The organism is Rossellomorea aquimaris (genome assembly GCF_020172085.1).
Taxonomy (GTDB): Bacteria; Bacillota; Bacilli; order Bacillales; family Bacillaceae_B; genus Rossellomorea; species Rossellomorea aquimaris_E.
In genome coordinates this window covers 1,730,748-1,749,723 of record NZ_JAIVAT010000003.1, presented here as the reverse complement: position 1 = coordinate 1,749,723, position 18,976 = coordinate 1,730,748, and the positions used below count along the sequence as shown (strand labels likewise).

General features: G+C 43.1%; 20 protein-coding genes. All 20 read left to right on the top strand.

Annotated elements, in window-relative coordinates; all coding sequences use genetic code 11:
• The first annotated feature begins 11 nt into the window (after positions 1 to 11).
• Complete coding sequence (gene def, locus LCL96_RS09730; RefSeq protein WP_224941175.1) at positions 12 to 494, top strand: peptide deformylase; 483 nt, start codon at positions 12 to 14, stop codon at positions 492 to 494.
• Complete coding sequence (gene fmt, locus LCL96_RS09725; protein ID WP_224941174.1) at positions 494 to 1,444, top strand: methionyl-tRNA formyltransferase; 951 nt, start codon at positions 494 to 496, stop codon at positions 1,442 to 1,444. Before def ends, fmt begins: the two co-directional genes overlap by 1 nt.
• On the top strand, positions 1,437 to 2,774 hold the full coding sequence (rsmB, locus tag LCL96_RS09720) for a 16S rRNA (cytosine(967)-C(5))-methyltransferase RsmB (RefSeq protein WP_224941173.1): 1,338 nt from the start codon (positions 1,437 to 1,439) through the stop codon (positions 2,772 to 2,774). Before fmt ends, rsmB begins: the two co-directional genes overlap by 8 nt.
• Positions 2,775 to 2,967: 193 nt before the next feature.
• Positions 2,968 to 3,717 (top strand): Stp1/IreP family PP2C-type Ser/Thr phosphatase, encoded by a 750-nt coding sequence (locus tag LCL96_RS09715; RefSeq protein WP_224941172.1) that lies wholly within the window; start codon positions 2,968 to 2,970, stop codon positions 3,715 to 3,717.
• Between the two features lie 6 nt (positions 3,718 to 3,723).
• Entirely contained in the window at positions 3,724 to 5,742 is a 2,019-nt protein-coding gene (gene pknB, locus LCL96_RS09710) for a Stk1 family PASTA domain-containing Ser/Thr kinase (protein WP_224941171.1), read from the top strand.
• Positions 5,743 to 5,882: 140 nt separating this feature from the next.
• Entirely contained in the window at positions 5,883 to 6,764 is an 882-nt protein-coding gene (rsgA, locus tag LCL96_RS09705) for a ribosome small subunit-dependent GTPase A (protein ID WP_224941170.1), read from the top strand.
• A 2-nt stretch (positions 6,765 to 6,766) separates the two neighbouring features.
• Complete coding sequence (gene rpe, locus LCL96_RS09700) at positions 6,767 to 7,417, top strand: ribulose-phosphate 3-epimerase (protein ID WP_224941169.1); 651 nt, start codon at positions 6,767 to 6,769, stop codon at positions 7,415 to 7,417.
• A gap of 59 nt (positions 7,418 to 7,476) precedes the next feature.
• Entirely contained in the window at positions 7,477 to 8,124 is a 648-nt protein-coding gene (locus LCL96_RS09695; protein ID WP_224941168.1) for a thiamine diphosphokinase, read from the top strand.
• Positions 8,125 to 8,237: 113 nt separating this feature from the next.
• Entirely contained in the window at positions 8,238 to 8,318 is an 81-nt protein-coding gene (gene spoVM / locus LCL96_RS09690; protein WP_032088878.1) for a stage V sporulation protein SpoVM, read from the top strand.
• 650 nt (positions 8,319 to 8,968) lie between these two features.
• Positions 8,969 to 9,157 (top strand): 50S ribosomal protein L28, encoded by a 189-nt coding sequence (rpmB, locus tag LCL96_RS09685; protein ID WP_034755741.1) that lies wholly within the window; start codon positions 8,969 to 8,971, stop codon positions 9,155 to 9,157.
• A gap of 244 nt (positions 9,158 to 9,401) precedes the next feature.
• A complete protein-coding gene (locus LCL96_RS09680) occupies positions 9,402 to 9,764 on the top strand; it encodes an Asp23/Gls24 family envelope stress response protein (protein WP_034755738.1) in 363 nt (120 codons plus the stop codon).
• Positions 9,765 to 9,779: 15 nt separating this feature from the next.
• Positions 9,780 to 11,444, top strand: a complete 1,665-nt coding sequence (locus LCL96_RS09675) for a DAK2 domain-containing protein (RefSeq protein ID WP_224941167.1) — start codon at positions 9,780 to 9,782, stop codon at positions 11,442 to 11,444.
• Positions 11,445 to 11,541: 97 nt separating this feature from the next.
• Entirely contained in the window at positions 11,542 to 12,204 is a 663-nt protein-coding gene (gene sdaAB, locus LCL96_RS09670; protein WP_224941166.1) for an L-serine ammonia-lyase, iron-sulfur-dependent subunit beta, read from the top strand.
• 49 nt (positions 12,205 to 12,253) lie between these two features.
• Positions 12,254 to 13,147 carry an L-serine ammonia-lyase, iron-sulfur-dependent, subunit alpha gene (gene sdaAA / locus LCL96_RS09665; RefSeq protein WP_224941165.1) on the top strand — a complete coding sequence of 298 codons (894 nt, stop codon included), beginning with the start codon at positions 12,254 to 12,256 and terminating at the stop codon, positions 13,145 to 13,147.
• Positions 13,134 to 15,185, top strand: a complete 2,052-nt coding sequence (recG, locus tag LCL96_RS09660; RefSeq protein ID WP_224941164.1) for an ATP-dependent DNA helicase RecG — start codon at positions 13,134 to 13,136, stop codon at positions 15,183 to 15,185. The genes sdaAA and recG overlap by 14 nt, the downstream gene beginning before the upstream one ends.
• Positions 15,186 to 15,277: 92 nt before the next feature.
• Positions 15,278 to 15,853, top strand: coding sequence for a transcription factor FapR (gene fapR / locus LCL96_RS09655; protein ID WP_224941163.1), 576 nt, complete (start codon positions 15,278 to 15,280; stop codon positions 15,851 to 15,853).
• A 6-nt stretch (positions 15,854 to 15,859) separates the two neighbouring features.
• Positions 15,860 to 16,849, top strand: coding sequence for a phosphate acyltransferase PlsX (gene plsX / locus LCL96_RS09650; protein WP_224941162.1), 990 nt, complete (start codon positions 15,860 to 15,862; stop codon positions 16,847 to 16,849).
• Position 16,850: 1 nt separating this feature from the next.
• On the top strand, positions 16,851 to 17,795 hold the full coding sequence (fabD, locus tag LCL96_RS09645; protein ID WP_224941161.1) for an ACP S-malonyltransferase: 945 nt from the start codon (positions 16,851 to 16,853) through the stop codon (positions 17,793 to 17,795).
• Complete coding sequence (gene fabG / locus LCL96_RS09640; protein ID WP_224941160.1) at positions 17,796 to 18,539, top strand: 3-oxoacyl-[acyl-carrier-protein] reductase; 744 nt, start codon at positions 17,796 to 17,798, stop codon at positions 18,537 to 18,539.
• A gap of 94 nt (positions 18,540 to 18,633) precedes the next feature.
• Positions 18,634 to 18,867, top strand: a complete 234-nt coding sequence (acpP, locus tag LCL96_RS09635) for an acyl carrier protein (protein ID WP_034755712.1) — start codon at positions 18,634 to 18,636, stop codon at positions 18,865 to 18,867.
• Positions 18,868 to 18,976: the final 109 nt, after the last annotated feature.

The following is an 18,976-nucleotide window of genomic DNA, read 5'->3' as shown; positions in this document are numbered from 1 at the left end:
GGAGGACAGTTATGGCAATACTTCCAATTGTAATGCATCCGAATCCCATTCTCGAAAAAGAATGTGAGAAGGTAACGGATTTTGATAAAAAACTAAAGAAATTACTTGCTAATATGTACGACACCATGATTGAAGCAGATGGAGTCGGACTTGCAGCACCACAAGTGGGAATCGACCTGCAGGTAGCGGTTGTCGACATCGGTGATGATTCAGGAACAATCGAATTGATCAATCCGGAAATCGTCGAGGCAAAAGGGTCTCAAACCGATCTTGAAGGATGTCTCAGCTTCCCCGGTCTATATGGAGAAGTGACCCGTCCTTACTCAATCAAAGTGCGTACGCAAGACCGGAAAGGAAGAATGGTTGAATTTCAAGCCGAGGACTTTATGGCCAGGGCGATACAACATGAAATCGATCATCTCCATGGCATTTTATTCACATCGAAAGTAGAAAAGTATATCACAGAAGAAGAATTAGAAGGGTATGAAGCGTAATGACAAAAGTGATTTTCATGGGAACACCTGACTTCTCGGTTCCTGTTCTTCAATCTCTAATAGATGAAAAATATGATGTGATCGCAGTTGTGACACAACCCGATCGCCCTGTGGGAAGAAAAAGGACGCTTACTCCACCACCTGTGAAAGTGGCAGCAGAAAAGCATGGAATCCCGGTTTATCAACCTGAAAAGATTAAGAACGAAGAAGAGTTAAACCAGGTGCTGGCATTAAAACCGGATCTTATTGTAACGGCTGCGTTCGGACAAATCCTTCCAAATGCCCTGCTTGAGGCACCGAAATATGGATGCATCAATGTACATGCCTCCCTGCTTCCGGAACTGAGAGGCGGAGCGCCGATTCATTATTCAATCCTTCAAGGGAAAGAGAAGACGGGAATCACCATCATGTATATGGTGGAGAAACTGGATGCAGGGGATATCATCAGTCAAGTGGAAGTAGAGATCGAAGAAAGGGATCACGTTGGTACGTTACACGATAAACTGAGTGTAGCAGGGGCCAAGCTGCTGATCGAAACCATTCCTTCATTACTTAGAGGAGAAATATCTCCTGTTAAGCAGGATGATGAAAAAGCCACATTCGCGCGTAATATCAAACGCGAACAAGAGAAGATCGACTGGACGAAAACCGGGAAAGAGATTTACAACCATATCAGGGGGCTGCATCCGTGGCCGGTTGCATACACCACATTGGCCGGCTCTGTCATGAAGGTATGGTGGGGAGAGAAAGTAGATATCACCCCAGCTTCACCTGGAGAGATCCTCCGTGTCGAAGAGGATGGTTTCATCGTGTCCACCGGGAATTCTGTAGGAATTAAAATTACTGACTTACAGCCTTCAGGGAAAAAGAGAATGACTGCAAAGGATTACCTGCGGGGAGCGGGATCACATTTAAAAACAGGCATGATGGTAGGAGAGGAAAATGAATAAACGAACTAAAACCGTCCGTGAAGCGGCACTTGATGTGATCGAGGCGGTTGAAAAGAATCAATCGTATAGTAATTTATTGCTTCATTCTGTGATTGAAAAGAATGAATTGCCGAGCAAAGATATTGGTCTATTGACGGAGCTGACCTATGGGACCATTCAAAGGAAAATGACATTGGATTTCTATTTAGCTCCATTTATTAAAGGGAAGCTGGATGACTGGGTGCGTCAGTTATTGCGTTTATCCCTCTATCAACTCGTTTATTTAGACCGGATCCCGGATCGTGCTGTCTTCTATGAAGCAGTGGAAATCGCCAAAAAAAGAGGGCATAAGGGGATATCCGGGTTAGTAAACGGTGTATTAAGATCGATTCAACGAAAAGGTCTCCCGACTCTTGATTCCATCAAGGACCCTGTCGAAATGGTCTCCATCGAAACGAGTCATCCATATTGGCTTGTGAAGAGGTGGACGGAGCAATTCGGGTTAGAAAAGACTAGAAAAATGTGTGAAACCAATTTAATCGCCCCTAACCAATCGGCCCGTGTGAATACAACCAAGATCAGTCGGGAAGAACTTGTACATCAGTTGACGGAAAGCGGGAATGAAGTCAAAGAAAGTCCCATCGTCCCTGAGGCGGTCCAGTCACTAAGGGGAAATATCGCTAAAACAGAAGCCTACCTCAATGGGCAATGCACCATTCAGGATGAAAGCTCCATGCTTGTATCATATGCCTTAAAGCTTGAAGAAGGTATGAGAGTATTGGATGCATGTGCTGCTCCTGGGGGGAAAACTACTCACATTGCAGAAAAGCTTTCTGGAACAGGTGAAGTCCAGGCATTGGACCTTCACAAGCATAAAGTGAAATTAATTGACGAAAATGCCAGTAGACTAGGTTTATCCAATGTGAAGACGTCTGCCCTTGATAGTCGAAAAGCTGGAGAGAAGTTTGAAAAGGAAAGCTTTGACAGGATTTTAGTCGATGCACCGTGCTCCGGATTAGGGGTACTGAGAAGAAAGCCCGATATCAAGTATGCCAAAAAAGAATCGGATCTTCACTCTCTTCAGAAGATTCAACTGGACATCCTTTCAGCTGTAGCACCCTTGCTGAAAAAAGATGGATTATTGGTTTATAGTACATGTACCGTAGATCGGAATGAGAATGAAGGCACCGTATCCTCTTTCTTGAGTGATCATCCTGATTTCGTGTCTCATCCCCTCGACGAGCTTCCAGAGACTGTTAGGTCTTTCCTTGATGGCGATCAACTGCAAATTTTCCCTCAGGACTTTGGAGGGGACGGATTTTTCATAAGCTGCTTCAGGAAAAAGAATTGAGTCGAATATAATCAAAGATTGAATGTAAAGCAGGAAAATTCACTATAAAAGTCGTAAAGGTACAACAGACCTTAAAGAATTGAATCTTTGATGATCCGTTTTTTTGATATCGATTTGATGATGATCAAAGTCGTTCTTATATGAAGGATGCACCATATCCTTTAGGTGCAGAAGAAGAGAAGAGGTGACCTAAGTGAAGACGGTTTATTTTACGGACAAAGGGAAAGTACGCCAGCTAAATGAAGATAGTGCAGGCGTATTCGTAAATGATCATGGCGATCATTTAGCTGTTGTAGCAGATGGGATGGGTGGTCACAGAGCGGGTGACGTGGCCAGTGAGCTGACCATTTCCATCTTAAAGGACTTATGGGAGAACACTGAGAAATTTCACACCGCTGATGAAGCTGAAAATTGGTTAAAATCAACTATTAACGAAGTAAACAAAGAAGTATATACTTATTCTCAATCCAATTCCGAGTGCGAGGGAATGGGGACGACCCTGGTCGGGGCCATCTGCACCTCGTTGTTCGCAACCATTGTGAATATCGGGGACAGCAGAGGGTATATCTTGAACGAAAATGGTTTTCATCAATTAACCGAAGATCATACACTGGTGAATGAACTGGTCAGAAGCGGTGAAATTTCAAAAGAAGATGCAGAGCATCATCCAAGAAAAAATGTCATATTAAGAGCGATCGGAACGGAAGCTTCGATTACTATGGATATTAAAACGATTATGTTTGAAGAGGAAGACGTCATTCTTCTCTGTTCAGACGGACTTTCTAATAAAGTTTCTGAAAAAGAGATGAAAGATATATTAATGCAGGATCACTCTCTTGATAATAAAGGGGAATCGCTCGTTCATTTAGCCAATGAATATGGCGGTGAAGATAATATTACTGTAGTAATTGTCGAGTTTGCCGCTGAAACGGAAAGCGGGTGATATAACATGATGGAAGGTAAGCGCATCAGTGGGCGTTACAAAATCATTAAACTTATTGGTGGCGGAGGGATGGCCAACGTCTATTTAGCACACGATGTGATCCTTGATCGTGAAGTGGCCATCAAAATGCTTCGAATCGACTTTGCCAATGAAGAGGAATTCATTAAACGATTCCAAAGGGAAGCTCAATCAGCTACAAGTCTTGCTCACCCGAATATTGTGAGCATCTACGATGTAGGAGAAGAAGATGACCTTTATTATATCGTCATGGAATACGTCCATGGCATGACATTAAAGCAATACATACAGCAGCATTCGCCGGTCCATGTCGAAAAAGCGATCGATATCATGAAGCAGCTGACACTAGCGATGTCACATGCCCATCAGAACCATATCGTACACCGGGACATAAAGCCCCATAATATCCTCCTGGACGAAGAAGGAAATGTAAAGATTACCGATTTCGGAATTGCCATGGCGCTAAGTGCCACTTCAATTACTCAGACAAATTCCGTTCTTGGATCGGTGCATTACCTTTCTCCAGAACAGGCCAGGGGAGGAATGGCCACGAAAAAATCGGACATCTACTCCCTTGGAATCGTCATGTTTGAATTATTGACGGGTAGGCTGCCATTCTCCGGGGAATCGGCCGTCTCAATTGCCTTGAAGCATTTGCAATCAGAAACACCATCCTTAAAAAGATGGAATCCCGATATTCCTCAAAGTGTAGAAAATATCGTATTAAAGGCAACGGCAAAGGACCCGTTCAGACGATATGAGAGCCTCGAGGAAATGGATGAGGACCTGACTTCAGCACTGGATCCGGATCGCATGGATGAGCCTAAATTCGCAGTGCCCCTTGATGATGAAGCGACTAAAGCAATCCCTGTCATCACGGACCAAAAAGCGTATTCGAATCTAGACGATACAATCGTCCATCAAACCAATACGGATATCGTACAAACAAAGCCAACTCCCCCTCTTAAAGATGGGAAGAAAAAAGGCAAGAAGAAAGATAAAGGTAAAAAGGCAAAGAAGGACAAAAGCAAAAGAAAATGGCCGATCATTATCATCAGTTTGTTCTTTTTACTTATTCTGTTAGGGGTTGCCGCATTTACGTTGGTGCCTGGTTTGTTGGGGCCAAAAGAGATTGAGGTGCCGGATGTTGCAGAGATGGGTCAAACAGAAGCTATATCCACGATTGTATCAGCAGGGTTTGTTGTCGGTGAAACCAAGGAGATAGCGGATGATACAGTTCCTGAAGGTGATGTAATCAAAACGAATCCTAAAGGTGGTAGGATGGCGAATGAAGGATCCTCAGTCGATATTTATGTTAGTACGGGTAAGGAAAAAGTAGAGATTGAGGATTATTCCGGTCAAAACTATGAAGACGTTGCTGCTCAATTAGAGGACGAAGGTTTTACTGTGGAGAAGGAAGAAGAATTTAATGGTGAAGAATCGCAAGGCACGATTTTGGATCAAGATCCTTCACCTGGGAATGAAGTAGTGGCTGAAGAGACTACAATCACTCTTACAGTAAGTAAAGGCTCAAAGCCATTCGATATGGATAATTTAGAGGGCTATAGCAAAGCAGAGCTTAATCAATATGCAACATTAAAAGGTGTAAAGGTAGAGGAGAGGGAAAGTGAATTCTCTGATACTGTCGAAGCTGGTAAAGTAATTTCTCATGACCCAAAACCAGGGTCTCCGACTTTTGAAGGGGAAACGGTATATGTTACTATGTCTAAGGGCCCTGAGCCTCCTAAGGAAGTTCCTACCAAGGAGGTTGCCGAGGAAGTGGAAATCCCTTATACCAAAGGTAACGGAGACCCTCAGGTAGTCGAAATATTTATTGGGGATAAGAATAGAAAGATTGAGGATAGTGATGAACTCGTTCCAATTAAAGAGGATACAACCTTTACATTGAAGTTTACTCTGGAAGAAGGAACTGTAGGAGAATATCGCATCCTCGTTGATGAAAAAGAGTATAAAAATGGAACTGTCGAGTATCCTAAAGAAGAATAAAATTCAATTACAAAGGGGCTGTACCCGGGTTTTAAATGAACCAACGGGACAGTCCTCTTGTTTTCATTTATAATGATAGTGATACATAATGAAAATAACTAAATTCATGTAGATAATTGCTTTTGAATAGGAGGTTTCGAATGCCTGAAGGAAAAATCATTAAAGCCTTAAGTGGATTTTACTATGTGCTCTCTGAGGGAAGCATTACACAATGTCGGGGCAGGGGAAATTTTCGCAAAAATAAAATTACGCCGCTGGTCGGTGATTATGTTGAATTTCAAGCGGAGAACAAAACGGATGGGTACATTCTAAAGGTCTTTGATCGAAAGAATGAACTGGTTCGCCCCCCGATAGCCAATGTTGACCAGGCCATCCTCGTTTTTTCTGCCAGCGAGCCGGATTTCAGTACAGCCTTATTGGACCGGTTTCTTGTGTTGGTGGAGAGCAAAGAAATTGAGCCGCTCATTTGCGTCACCAAGATGGACTTATTGTCAACCGAAGAATCAGATAAGATTGAACAATATGTGAGCGATTACCGCGCTTTTGGATATGAAGTACTGATGACTTCATCGAAAACAGAACATGGGATCGAGGAGTTGACTCCCTACTTAAAAGACAAAATTTCTGTTTTCGCCGGGCAATCCGGTGTTGGTAAATCATCATTACTAAATGCAATGAAGCCTGAACTTGAATTGAAGACGGCCATGATTTCCTCACATCTGGGACGTGGAAAACATACGACACGTCATGTCGAACTCATTGACATTGAAGATGGATTGGTCGCTGACACTCCTGGATTTAGTTCATTGGAATTTTCCGAGCTTGAAATAGAGGAACTGCCTAACTGCTTCCCGGAAATGGTCGAAGCATCCGAACAATGCAAATTCAGGGGATGTCTTCATATCAATGAACCGAAGTGTGCAGTGAAAGCGGCTGTCGAATCAGGGGAGCTTCCAGCTTATCGCTACGATCATTACTTAACATTCCATAAAGAAATCAAAGATAGAAAGCCGAGGTACTAAATATGAAAATCGCACCTTCCATTCTTTCTGCCAATTTTGCAGAACTGGGCAACGAAATCAAAGATGTGGAAAAAGGAGGAGCGGATTATATCCATGTTGACGTCATGGATGGTCACTTCGTCCCGAATATTACACTTGGTCCGATGATCGTAAGTGCCATCAGACCACTGACAACGTTACCACTTGACGTACATCTGATGATTGAAAATCCAAGTCAGTACGTTGATGCATTTGCTGATGCAGGAGCGGATTATATTACAGTCCATGTAGAAGCAGATCCTCATTTGCATAGAACGATTCAAATGATCAAAAATAAAGGCGTGAAAGCGGGAGTCGTCCTGAATCCCGGTACTCCTGCTGAAATGATCAAGCCTATTCTTCAAGATGTCGATATGGTCCTTTTGATGACCGTGAATCCAGGATTCGGTGGACAATCGTTCATTCCATCTGTTGTCCCGAAAATTAAACAAATCCGCGAGTGGGCGAATGAAGTTAACCCGTCTCTAGAGATAGAAGTGGATGGGGGAATCAACCCTAAAACAGCAGCCATTTGTGCTGAGGCGGGAGCAGACGTCTTTGTAGCAGGGTCAGCTATCTATAATAAGAGTGATCGCGGCGCCGCAATCGAAGAATTGAAGAAATCACTGGCTTAATGGATAACAGGCTGATCCTTGTAGGATCAGTCTATTTTTCTTAAATGGGAGTGTAAAATATGAATATTCATATCGTTGCCGGAGGGCCGGATAGATACATACCGAAATTAGACATCCACCATACTGAGAGTGTTCACTGGGTTGGGGTTGACCGGGGGGTATCGACTTTATTGGAACAAAAAATCAAACCCGATATTGCATTTGGAGACTTTGATTCAGTGAATGAAGTTGAGTGGAAACTCATTCAAGAAAATGTACTGGAAGTAAATCGATATAAACCTGAAAAGGACGAGACGGACCTGGAACTTGCCATGAACTGGGCCATCGATCAACAACCTGAAAAAATCAAAATCTTCGGTGCTACCGGGGGACGGCTTGATCATTTCATGGGCAACCTGCAATTATTAATGACCCCGCACCTCTTGGATACTGAAATTGAAGTGGAAATCATAGATGTGCAAAACCGATTATATGTTGCAAAATCCGGAGAGCATCTTATTGAAAGAAACAGTGAATTACAATATATTTCCTTCGTTCCCATTACTGAAAGTGTAGAAGGAATTACCCTCACAGGCTTCAAGTATCCTTTAAAAAATCGGAATATTTCAAGAGGCTCCACACTATGTATTAGTAATGAACTTATACAATCATCTGGTACTTTTTCCTTTTCAAATGGCATATTAATGGTGATAAGAAGCAGTGATTAAAGCTTCTTGAAACCATGCAGAAAAGAAGACGTACTTAACTGAATTTGCTTGAATAGACTAAACTGTTGTCAAGCGAAACATTACGTTCTTTAGATTGTGGGGAGGGACTTTAAATGCGCTTTTATACAATTAAATTACCGAAATTTTTAGGTGGACTTGTGAGGGCGATGTTGGGAACGTTTAAAAAAGAATAATGGGAATATTGGGGATGGCTAAGGAGCCATCTTCTTTTTTTATATTTAGAAATGGTCATATGTAGAACAATGAGGGTATTTTGAAGGGTTTAGTTAGAGTAAATGATGATTAATGCATCTAAGAGTGTATTTTGAAAGGGAGAACGCGTTAAAATTTAATGTCTTTAGAGATTAAATGGGCCGGAATCGCTGTTAATTGGGCCACCTTGACGGATAATTGGGCCGGATTCACCGTTTATTGGGCCACTTTTGCGGTTAATTGGGCCAAGATGTGAACATGGAAGATGTTCGGTTGATTTAGATCTTCTAAGAATTGAAGAACGTCTTGCAGGTTTCCTGGAGATGTTTGTCAGAGCAAGCCGCCTCCGCTTTTCTGCGATGTCCAGCTCCAGGGGCTTGAGGCTCGAGGTCATTTCTGAAAAATCACCAAAGGCAAAAAGCGCCTTTTGGGATTTTCCAGAATGCTTGTCGCCTCAGGGCGAGCCCCTTCCGCTTTTCTTGCTGTAAAGTATTTTTTCTTGAAAGGTTTTAATTGTAGTATTGCATTATAGAAAGTTGTGTGATAAATTATTAAAGTATCTTTATGATAATAAGCGAAATGTGGAACTGAAATTAACTTCAGCTTCTTGTTAGTGAGGAGGGAATATATTATGGCAAAACAATGCGTAGTAACAGGCCGTAAAGCAAGCTCAGGTAACGCTCGCTCTCACGCAATGAATGCGAACAAGCGTACTTGGGGTGCAAACCTGCAAAAAGTTCGAATTCTTGTAGACGGAAAGCCTAAGAAAGTATGGGTTTCTGCAAGAGCGTTGAAATCTGGTAAAGTAGAACGCGTATAATACTTAAAATGAGAAGGCGCCTAATCGGGCGCCTTTTTTCATTCAGTATCTATTCACAGCTTGCTGTGAGTCTTCTTTGAGCCTGATCACTTGGAAACTGAATGATTAATCTTTCAATTATAAGGAAAAAATAGAGGGTAAACCCAACAAATGAAGCTTGAGAGAATAGTTTAGCTTTCAAAAACAGCATACTTATAGTAAAATGTTTTTAGCCAAGCATGTAATTAAAGGGGGAAAACATTCCATGTCCATCGAATTAAAAACGCAGTACGGACAAATTGATATTACGAATGATGTCATTGCAATGATTGCTGGAGGTGCAGCGGTGGATTGCTACGGAATTGTTGGAATGGCTTCAAAAAACCAAATTAAAGACGGTTTCACAGATATCTTACGTAAAGAAAATTTCACTCGCGGAGTGATTGTTCGTCAAGATGAAGAGGAAGTACATATTGATATGTATATTATTGTGAGTTATGGTACGAAAATTTCTGAGATTGCCCATAATGTACAATCCAAAGTTAAATATACTCTTGATAAGACCGTCGGCTTGGCGGTAGATTCAGTAAATATTTTTGTGCAGGGGGTTCGTGTCACGAACCCGTAGTGAGGAGGAAGATTCGTGTCGATTACATCTTTGGAAGGAAAACGTTTTGCCCAGATGGTGATACAAGGTGCCACGCAATTATCTGCCAATGCGCAGCTGGTTGACGCGCTGAACGTTTTTCCTGTTCCTGATGGTGATACTGGAACAAATATGAATTTATCAATGACTTCTGGTGCGAAGGAAGTCCAAAACAATATTCAAGATCATATTGGAAATGTGGCTACTGCCCTTTCAAAAGGCTTGTTAATGGGGGCAAGAGGTAACTCAGGTGTTATCTTATCCCAATTGTTCAGAGGCTTTGGTAAAGCGATTGAAGGGAAAGAATCCTTATCAAGTGCAGAGTTTGCCAATGCACTTCAAACGGGTGTAGAGACGGCTTATAAAGCGGTTATGAAGCCTGTAGAAGGAACGATATTAACGGTTGCGAAAGATGCTGCAAGACAAGGGGTCGCTGCGGCAGAAACCGAAAGTGATTTCATAAAGGTCATGCAGGCAATCGTAGATGAAGCTCAGGCTTCATTAAATCGTACACCTGATTTACTTCCTGTATTAAAGGAAGTGGGAGTAGTCGATAGTGGTGGTCAGGGACTATTATGCGTATATGAAGGCTTCCTGGCTGAACTGAAGGGCGAAAAAGTTTCGAATCAGGCGTCATTGCCATCCATGAATGATCTTGTAAGCGCTGAGCACCATAAGTCGGCTCAAGATTTCATGAGTACCGAAGATATTGAATTTGGTTACTGTACAGAATTCATGGTTCGCTTTGAAGAAGGTAAACAATCATTTGTAGAAGAGGATTTTCGTCAGGATCTAAGCAAGTTCGGTGATTCTCTACTTGTGATTAGTGATGAAGAATTAGCGAAAGTACATATCCACTCCGAACAGCCAGGAGATGTATTGACATACGGGCACCAATACGGAAGTCTCATCAATATCAAAATTGAAAATATGAGACAGCAGCACAGCTCGATTGTTGGCGAGTCTAAGCCTGTCAAAACAGAAGCTCCAGCTCAGAAGAAGGAAGTAGACTTTGCGATTGTGACCGTATCTATGGGGGCAGGCATTGCTGAATTGTTTAAGAGTATTGGCGCGACCACTGTCATTGAAGGTGGACAGACGATGAATCCAAGTACGGAAGATATCGTGAAGGCCGTTAATGAAGTGAATGCCAAGAAAGTAATCATCATGCCGAATAACAAGAATATCATCATGGCTGCCGAGCAAGCGGCTGAAGTACTGGAAATGGAAGTAGCTGTCGTCCCGACAAAAACCGTTCCTCAAGGTATGGCGGCATTGCTTGCTTTTAACCCATCTGCATCTGTTGATGATAACAAGCAAGTGATGACTGAAGCGTCTAAGCAGGTGAAAACAGGCCAAATCACATTTGCTGTCAGAGACACTACTATAGATGGTGTTTCGATTTCTAAAGATGATTTCATGGGAATCAAAGAAGGTAAGATTGTCATTTCTGATTCTGACCGTCAAAAGTCTGCTCAAGGCTTATTGGAAAAAATGCTTGATGAAGATTCTGAAATCTTAACCATTCTTTATGGCGAAGGTGTAACTGATGAAGATGTTGAGTCATTAAGAGAGTTCGTTGAAGAGCATTATGAAGATGTAGAAGTGGAAGTTCATAATGGTAAACAACCACTTTACTCCTATATATTCTCAGTTGAATAAGGAATGAAGCGAGGGGGCAGCTCTAATATGGAGTTTGTCCCCTTCAACTATGTTAGAATAGAAGTATAGTTTGGATGCTTAATTAGGGGGAAAAGCGATGAAATACAAGAGTGTATTTGACATTATTGGTCCTGTTATGATCGGTCCATCCAGTTCTCACACAGCCGGTGCGGCACGAATCGGGAGAGTGGCAAGGAATTTGTTTCGACGCGAGCCGAAATGGGCGACGATTTCATTCTACGGCTCATTTGCGAAAACGTACAAAGGACATGGAACGGACGTTGCCATTGTAGGAGGTATCCTTGATTATGATACATATGATGAACGAATCATAGAATCGATCAAAGTAGCCAAGGAAAAAGGGATTAAAATCAAATTTCAAGAAGAAGATGCCATCACAGATCATCCGAATACAGCGAGGATCCGTATGGGGGACGATCAAGGCGAAATCGAGTTGGTCGGGATTTCCATTGGCGGGGGGAAAGTTGAAATCGTTGAACTTAACGGCTTCGAGCTTAAGCTTTCAGGACACCATCCTGCGATTCTTGTGGTGCATGATGACCGATTCGGAGCGATCGCCTCTGTCTCCAATGTCATTGCTAAACATCAATTGAACATCGGGCATATGGATGTATCCCGGAAAGAGAAAGGTCAAATGGCATTAATGACCATCGAAGTCGATCAACCGATTGATGAAGCTGTCATCAATGAATTGACTTCACTTCCGAATATAACACAAGTAACACGGATTTCAGATTAACCAATTACTAATATGATAGCGTTTACATGAAGGCTAGGAGGTTGTTGATATGTTTCGAAATGTAGCAGAGTTGGTTGAACTTGCTGAAAGTCAGAACAAGAAAATTTCTGATATCATGATCGAACAAGAAATTGAGTTTACGGGTAAAACATTTGAACAGGTATACAGTCAAATGGAGAAGAACCTTGAAGTAATGGAACAGGCAGTGGCGAGAGGGCTCGAAGGAGTCAAATCCCATTCCGGATTGACAGGAGGGGATGCCGTATTACTGCAGAAATATATTGATTCTGGCCGCTCACTGTGCGGGGACACAATATTGGATGCAGTCAGTAAGGCTGTTGCGACCAATGAGGTGAATGCAGCGATGGGAACGATTTGTGCAACGCCTACAGCAGGGTCTGCAGGTGTAGTACCTGGAACCTTGTTTGCTGTGAAAAATAAGCTGAATCCGACAAAAGATCAAATGATCCGCTTCTTATTTGCATCAGGTGCCTTTGGGTTTGTCGTGGCAAATAACGCGTCGATTTCAGGTGCAGCCGGCGGATGTCAGGCTGAGGTAGGGTCTGCAAGTGGAATGGCTGCCGCTGCCATCGTAGAAATGGCCGGTGGTACACCTGGTCAATCAGCTGAAGCCATGGCGATTACCTTGAAGAACATGCTAGGCCTCGTATGTGATCCCGTTGCAGGTCTTGTAGAAGTACCCTGCGTGAAACGTAACGCGATGGGAGCAGCCAATGCAATGGTTGCGGCGGATATGGCGCTAGCTGGCATAACGAGCCGGATTCCGTGTGACGAAGTGATTGATGCCATGTATAAAATTGGTCAAACAATGCCGGTGGCTCTTCGTGAGACGGCTCAAGGGGGACTGGCGGCTACGCCGACCGGAAGAGAGCTGGAAGCAAAAATCTTTGGGGTTTCCCTGAACAAACGTGAAGACGCGTAATGAAGAACCGACGATTCAGAATATAAAGGGGATTGGTGAAGAGACAGCCTTACAGCTGAATGCAATGGGGATTTATTCCGTTCTGGATCTGTTGGAATATTTACCATACCGCTACGAGGATTATCGGCTAAGGAACTTGGAAGAAGTTGCCCATGATGAACGTGTCACTGTTGAGGGGAAAGTTCATTCTGAACCCGCGTTGATGTTTTATGGCAGAAAGAAATCACGGTTGACCCTAAGAATTTTGGTTGGGAGAAATTTAGTTCAAGCTGTGTTTTTTAATCAGCCTTACCTGAAGAAAAAAATACATCTTCATGATACGGTGACGGTGACAGGCAAATGGGATAAAAACAGACAAATCATTACAGTTCAATATTTTCAATCCGGCCCTCATGACAAACAGGGGGATTTTGAACCTGTCTATTCGGTGAAGGGTTCTGTGAAAACCAATACACTCAGGAAATTCATCAAGAATGCTTTCGCTGAGTACGGGCATTTAATAACGGAGAATCTCCCTGACCATTTGATGGAGAAGTATAAGCTTGCAAGTCGGAAGGAAGCTTTATATCACCTCCACTTTCCTGATTCAACGGAAGATATGAAGCAGGCGAGAAGGCGATTTGTTTATGAGGAGTTCTTGTTGTTTCAGCTAAAGATGCAGGCATTGAGAAAGTTTGAAAGAGAACACTCTTCCGGCATGCAGCAACCGTACGATTTGGAAAAGGTCAAAGCATTCATCGAATCTTTGCCGTTTCCATTGACCGACGCCCAAAAGCGGGTAGTGAACGAGATATCAGCAGATATGAAATCTCCCTATCGCATGAATCGTCTTTTGCAAGGGGATGTCGGGTCCGGTAAAACGGTTGTGTCGGCCATTGCCCTATATTCCAGCGTGACAGCTGGAAATCAGGGAGCGTTAATGGTGCCAACTGAAATATTGGCAGAACAGCATGCGAATTCCCTCAGCGAACTCTTTGGGCCAATGGGGTTGTCCGTCGCTTTGTTAACAAGTTCGGTTAAAGGGAAGAATCGGCGTGTTTTACTGGAAAAATTGAAAGATGGTGAAATAGATATTCTTATCGGTACCCACGCACTCATTCAGGATGATGTCGAATTTAAACAACTGGGCCTCGTGGTCACCGATGAGCAACATCGTTTTGGCGTGAATCAAAGGCGCGTCCTCAGGGAAAAAGGGGAAAGTCCAGATGTATTATTTATGACGGCTACACCAATTCCGAGAACGCTCGCCATCACTGTATTCGGTGAGATGGATGTCAGCATCATCGATCAAATGCCAGCCGGCAGAAAGACGATTGAAACCTACTGGGCTAAAGCGGATATGTTGGATAGGGTACTCTCATTCATGGACAAGGAATTAGATCAGGGGCGTCAGGCTTATGTGATTTGTCCATTGATTGAAGAGTCCGACAAACTGGATGTGCAGAATGCCATAGACGTTTATAATCAATTGCTTCTCTACTTCGAAGGAAGATACAAAGTAGGGCTGATGCATGGAAGGCTGCATCCCGAAGATAAGGATGGAGTCATGAGGGATTTCAGTTCGAATCATCTTCAAGTACTTGTTTCCACTACGGTGGTAGAGGTGGGCGTGAATGTACCGAATGCGACATTCATGCTCATCTATGATGCGGAACGTTTCGGCTTGTCGCAGCTTCACCAACTGAGGGGACGGGTAGGAAGGGGAGAACACCAATCTTATTGTATCCTCCTTGCAGAACCGAAGAACGAAGTCGGGAAAGAGCGAATGAAAATCATGACAGAGACCAATGATGGATTTGTTCTTAGTGAGAAGGACCTTGAACTCAGGGGGCCCGGTGATTTCTTCGGAAGAAAGCAAAGTGGTATGCCTGAGTTTAAAGTGGCAGATATGGTCCATGACTACCGGGCGTTAGAAGTAGCGAGGGACGATGCAGCTAAGTTGATCCAGTCCGACCATTTCTGGCAAAGTCCGGAGTTTGAACCACTGAGGAATTATTTATCCGTTTCAGGTATATTAGAAGGGGAAAAGCTGGACTAGAACGGCAGATTGTGAGATTATTTCTTGCAATCTGCTTTTTTTGATTATATACTACTATTAGTACCTAGTACTAATACTGGACGGTGTTGATATTGAGGCTTTCAAAAAAAGAAAGACAGGAAAACCTGGCAGTTACGATTAATGAGAATCCTTTTATTACAGATGAGGAATTAGCGGGAAGATTTCGGGTGAGTGTCCAGACAATCCGTTTAGATCGCATGGAATTGTCGATACCTGAGCTTCGAGAACGAATCAAATTTGTAGCAGAGAAATCGTTTGAAGACGAAGTAAAGTCGTTGCCTATTGAAGAAATTATTGGAGAAATTATTGATATAGAATTAGATCAAAGTGCTATATCCATTTTTGATGTCAAGCGTGAACATGTTTTCGTCCGAAATGGAATTGCAAGGGGACATCATTTGTTCGCTCAAGCAAATTCCCTTGCAGTAGCCGTCATAAATGACGACTTGGCTTTAACAGCGAAGTCAACGATCCGTTTCACCCGGCCTGTCAAGGAAGGGGAGCGGGTTGTCGCGAAAGCGAAAGTGATACATATGAAAGATCAAAAAGACCGAACAACGGTAGAAGTTCAGAGTGTAGTCGGTGGTGAGCTCGTTTTTACAGGTGAATTTGAAATGTATCGCTCTAAAAACTCTGTAAAGGATTGAGAGTAGATGAAGTTAGCCGTTGATGCAATGGGCGGAGATCATGCCCCGAAGGAAATTGTTTTGGGTGTGAAGAAGGCACTGGATGAATTTGATGACATTGAAGTGCTTTTATACGGAGATGAAAAGAAGATTAAAGAGTATATCACTCCAGAAGATCGATTGACCATCATTCATACAGATGAAGTGATCGAGGGTACAGATGAGCCCGTCAGAGCTGTGAAACGTAAGAAGAATGCATCGATGGTATTGATGGCGCAAGCGGTTAAAGATGGAGAGGCGGATGCTTGTATCTCAGCCGGAAATACAGGTGCCCTGATGACGGCAGGATTGTTCATTGTCGGGAGGATTGAGGGAATCGAGAGACCTGCTCTTGCACCGACACTCCCTACATTGGATGGAAGCGGATTTCTAATGCTTGATCTAGGGGCAAATGTTGATGCCAAACCTGAGCACATATCGCAATATGCGGTCATGGGAAGCATTTACGCGGAGAAGGTGAGAGGAATCACCAATCCCCGTGTAGGCTTATTGAACATCGGTACCGAGGACAAAAAAGGAAATGAATTAACAAAGAAAACCTTTCAGTTGCTAAAGGACCTCCCTATCAATTTTGTGGGGAATGTTGAATCTAGAGACTTACTTGAAGGTCCTGCGGATGTAGTCGTGACGGACGGTTTCACGGGGAATATGGTGCTTAAGACGATAGAAGGAACGGCGCTCTCCGTCTTTTCTATGTTGAAAAAGACATTTACCGCCTCGACGAAAAATAAGATTGCTGCAGGACTAGTGAAGAATGATTTGAAGGAATTGAAGAATATGCTTGATTATACAGAATATGGTGGAGCGGGTTTGTTTGGCCTTAAAGCGCCAGTCATCAAAGCCCACGGTTCCTCTAATGAAGTGGCCTTATATAATGCCATGAGACAGGCGAGGGAAATGGTGAAGCATGATGTATGCAACACAATCAAAGATGCCATAAAGGGGAGTGAGGAATAATATGAGTAAAATCGCGTTTATCTTTCCAGGACAAGGTTCCCAGACGGTAGGGATGGGGAAAGAATTAGCTGGGAAATTCCCTGAAGTACAGAATTATTTCGATGCAGCAGATGAAAGGTTGGATACAAAGTTATCAACAATCATATTTGAAGGTCCCCAGGAAGAGCTTACACAGACAACAAACGCTCAACCTGCACTGTTGACGACGAGCATGGCGATATTGGAGCGATTAAAAGCAGAAGGAATCACGGCAGATTATACTGCTGGCCATAGCTTAGGGGAATACTCTGCCCTGGTAGCTGCAGGTGCCCTGCGTTTTGAAGATGCTGTGTACTCTGTTCGAAAAAGAGGCGAATACATGGAGGAAGCAGTGCCAAGCGGTGAAGGGACGATGGCAGCCGTACTCGGTATGGCAAGAGAGCCTCTTAAAGAGGTGACCGACTTTGTTACGGGAGAGGGCCATCCTGTAGGTCTGGCAAACTTGAATTGCCCAGGACAGATTGTCATCTCGGGAACTGTAAAGGGAGTTGAGCTTGCTTCAGAGAAAGCGAAAGAGGCTGGAGCGAAGCGGGTCATTCCTCTTCAGGTAAGCGGACCTTTTCATTCTGAATTGATGAAACCTGCTGCCAACCAGTTTGTTTCAATATTGGATTCAATCAACATCGAGGATGCGGCTGTACCTGTCATTGCAAATGTGACGGCAACCCCTGTGACGGATCGTGAAGAAATCAAGCGTCTATTAATTGAACAATTGTACTCACCTGTTCAATGGGAAGATTCTGTTGAGAAGCTTCTTGAATTAGGGGTGGATACGTTTATTGAAGTAGGACCTGGGAAAGTTCTTTCAGGTTTAGTGAAAAAAGTGAATCGAAGAGTGAAAACGTATGCTGTTCAAGATGAAGCATCCTTGGAGCAAACCATTCAAGCGTTGAAGGAGGAAGCTTAAATGAATTTAGAAGGTAAAGTGGCACTTGTAACAGGAGCGTCCCGAGGCATCGGTAGAGAGATTGCTCTTGAGCTTGCACGGGAAGGCTGTAATGTTGCTGTGAATTTTGCTGGTAGCGAAGCGAAAGCAAATGAAGTTGTGGATGAAATTAAAGGTTTAGGAAGACAAGCCATAGCCGTACAATGTAATGTGTCAGATAGTGAAGCGGTTCAGGCAATGGTGAAAGAAACGATCGGACAATTCGGTTCTCTTGATATCCTGGTGAACAACGCCGGCATCACGAAAGATAATCTGTTGATGAGAATGAAAGAAACGGAATGGGATGATGTCATTAACATCAACCTTAAAGGTGTTTTCCTTTGTACAAAAGCCGTTACACGCCAAATGATGAAACAACGAAGTGGTAGAATCATCAATATTTCTTCTATTGTCGGAGTGAGCGGTAATCCTGGTCAAGCAAACTATGTAGCTGCCAAGTCCGGTGTAATTGGTTTGACGAAAACAACAGCAAAAGAATTAGCACCACGCGGCATTACGGTAAATGCTATCGCTCCGGGTTTTATCTCTACGGATATGACGGATCAGCTACAGGAAGATGTGCGTAACGAAATGTTGAAGCAAATCCCTCTGAGCCGATTTGGGGATCCGAAAGATATCGCGAAAGTCGTAACATTTGTTGCATCTGACTCAGCTGCATATATGACGGGTCAAACCCTGCATATCGATGGCGGAATGGTCATGTAATGGCAGGGAAATAATAAATTATTGATCGTTTTCATGTATACTCTTTTCATTAGAGGTCAAAATGCTCTATAATACTTGAGGGGAGGTGACAAATATGGCAGAAGTATTAGATCGTGTAACAAAGATTATCGTTGATCGTCTGGGTGTAGATGAGTCTCAAGTAACTCTTGAAGCTTCTTTCAAAGAAGACCTAGGAGCCGACTCCCTTGATGTAGTTGAGCTGGTTATGGAACTTGAAGATGAATTCGACATGGAAATCTCTGACGATGATGCTGAAAAAATCGGCACAGTAGGTGATGCTGTGAACTACATACAAGCAAAAGCTTAATCGTTCTTTTGAATCTATGGACGGGCTTGTGCCCATCCTGCATTCAAAACCATTTAAAACTTGGTAGAGGTTTCATCTCTACCAAGTTTATTTGTGTTCTAACCATATA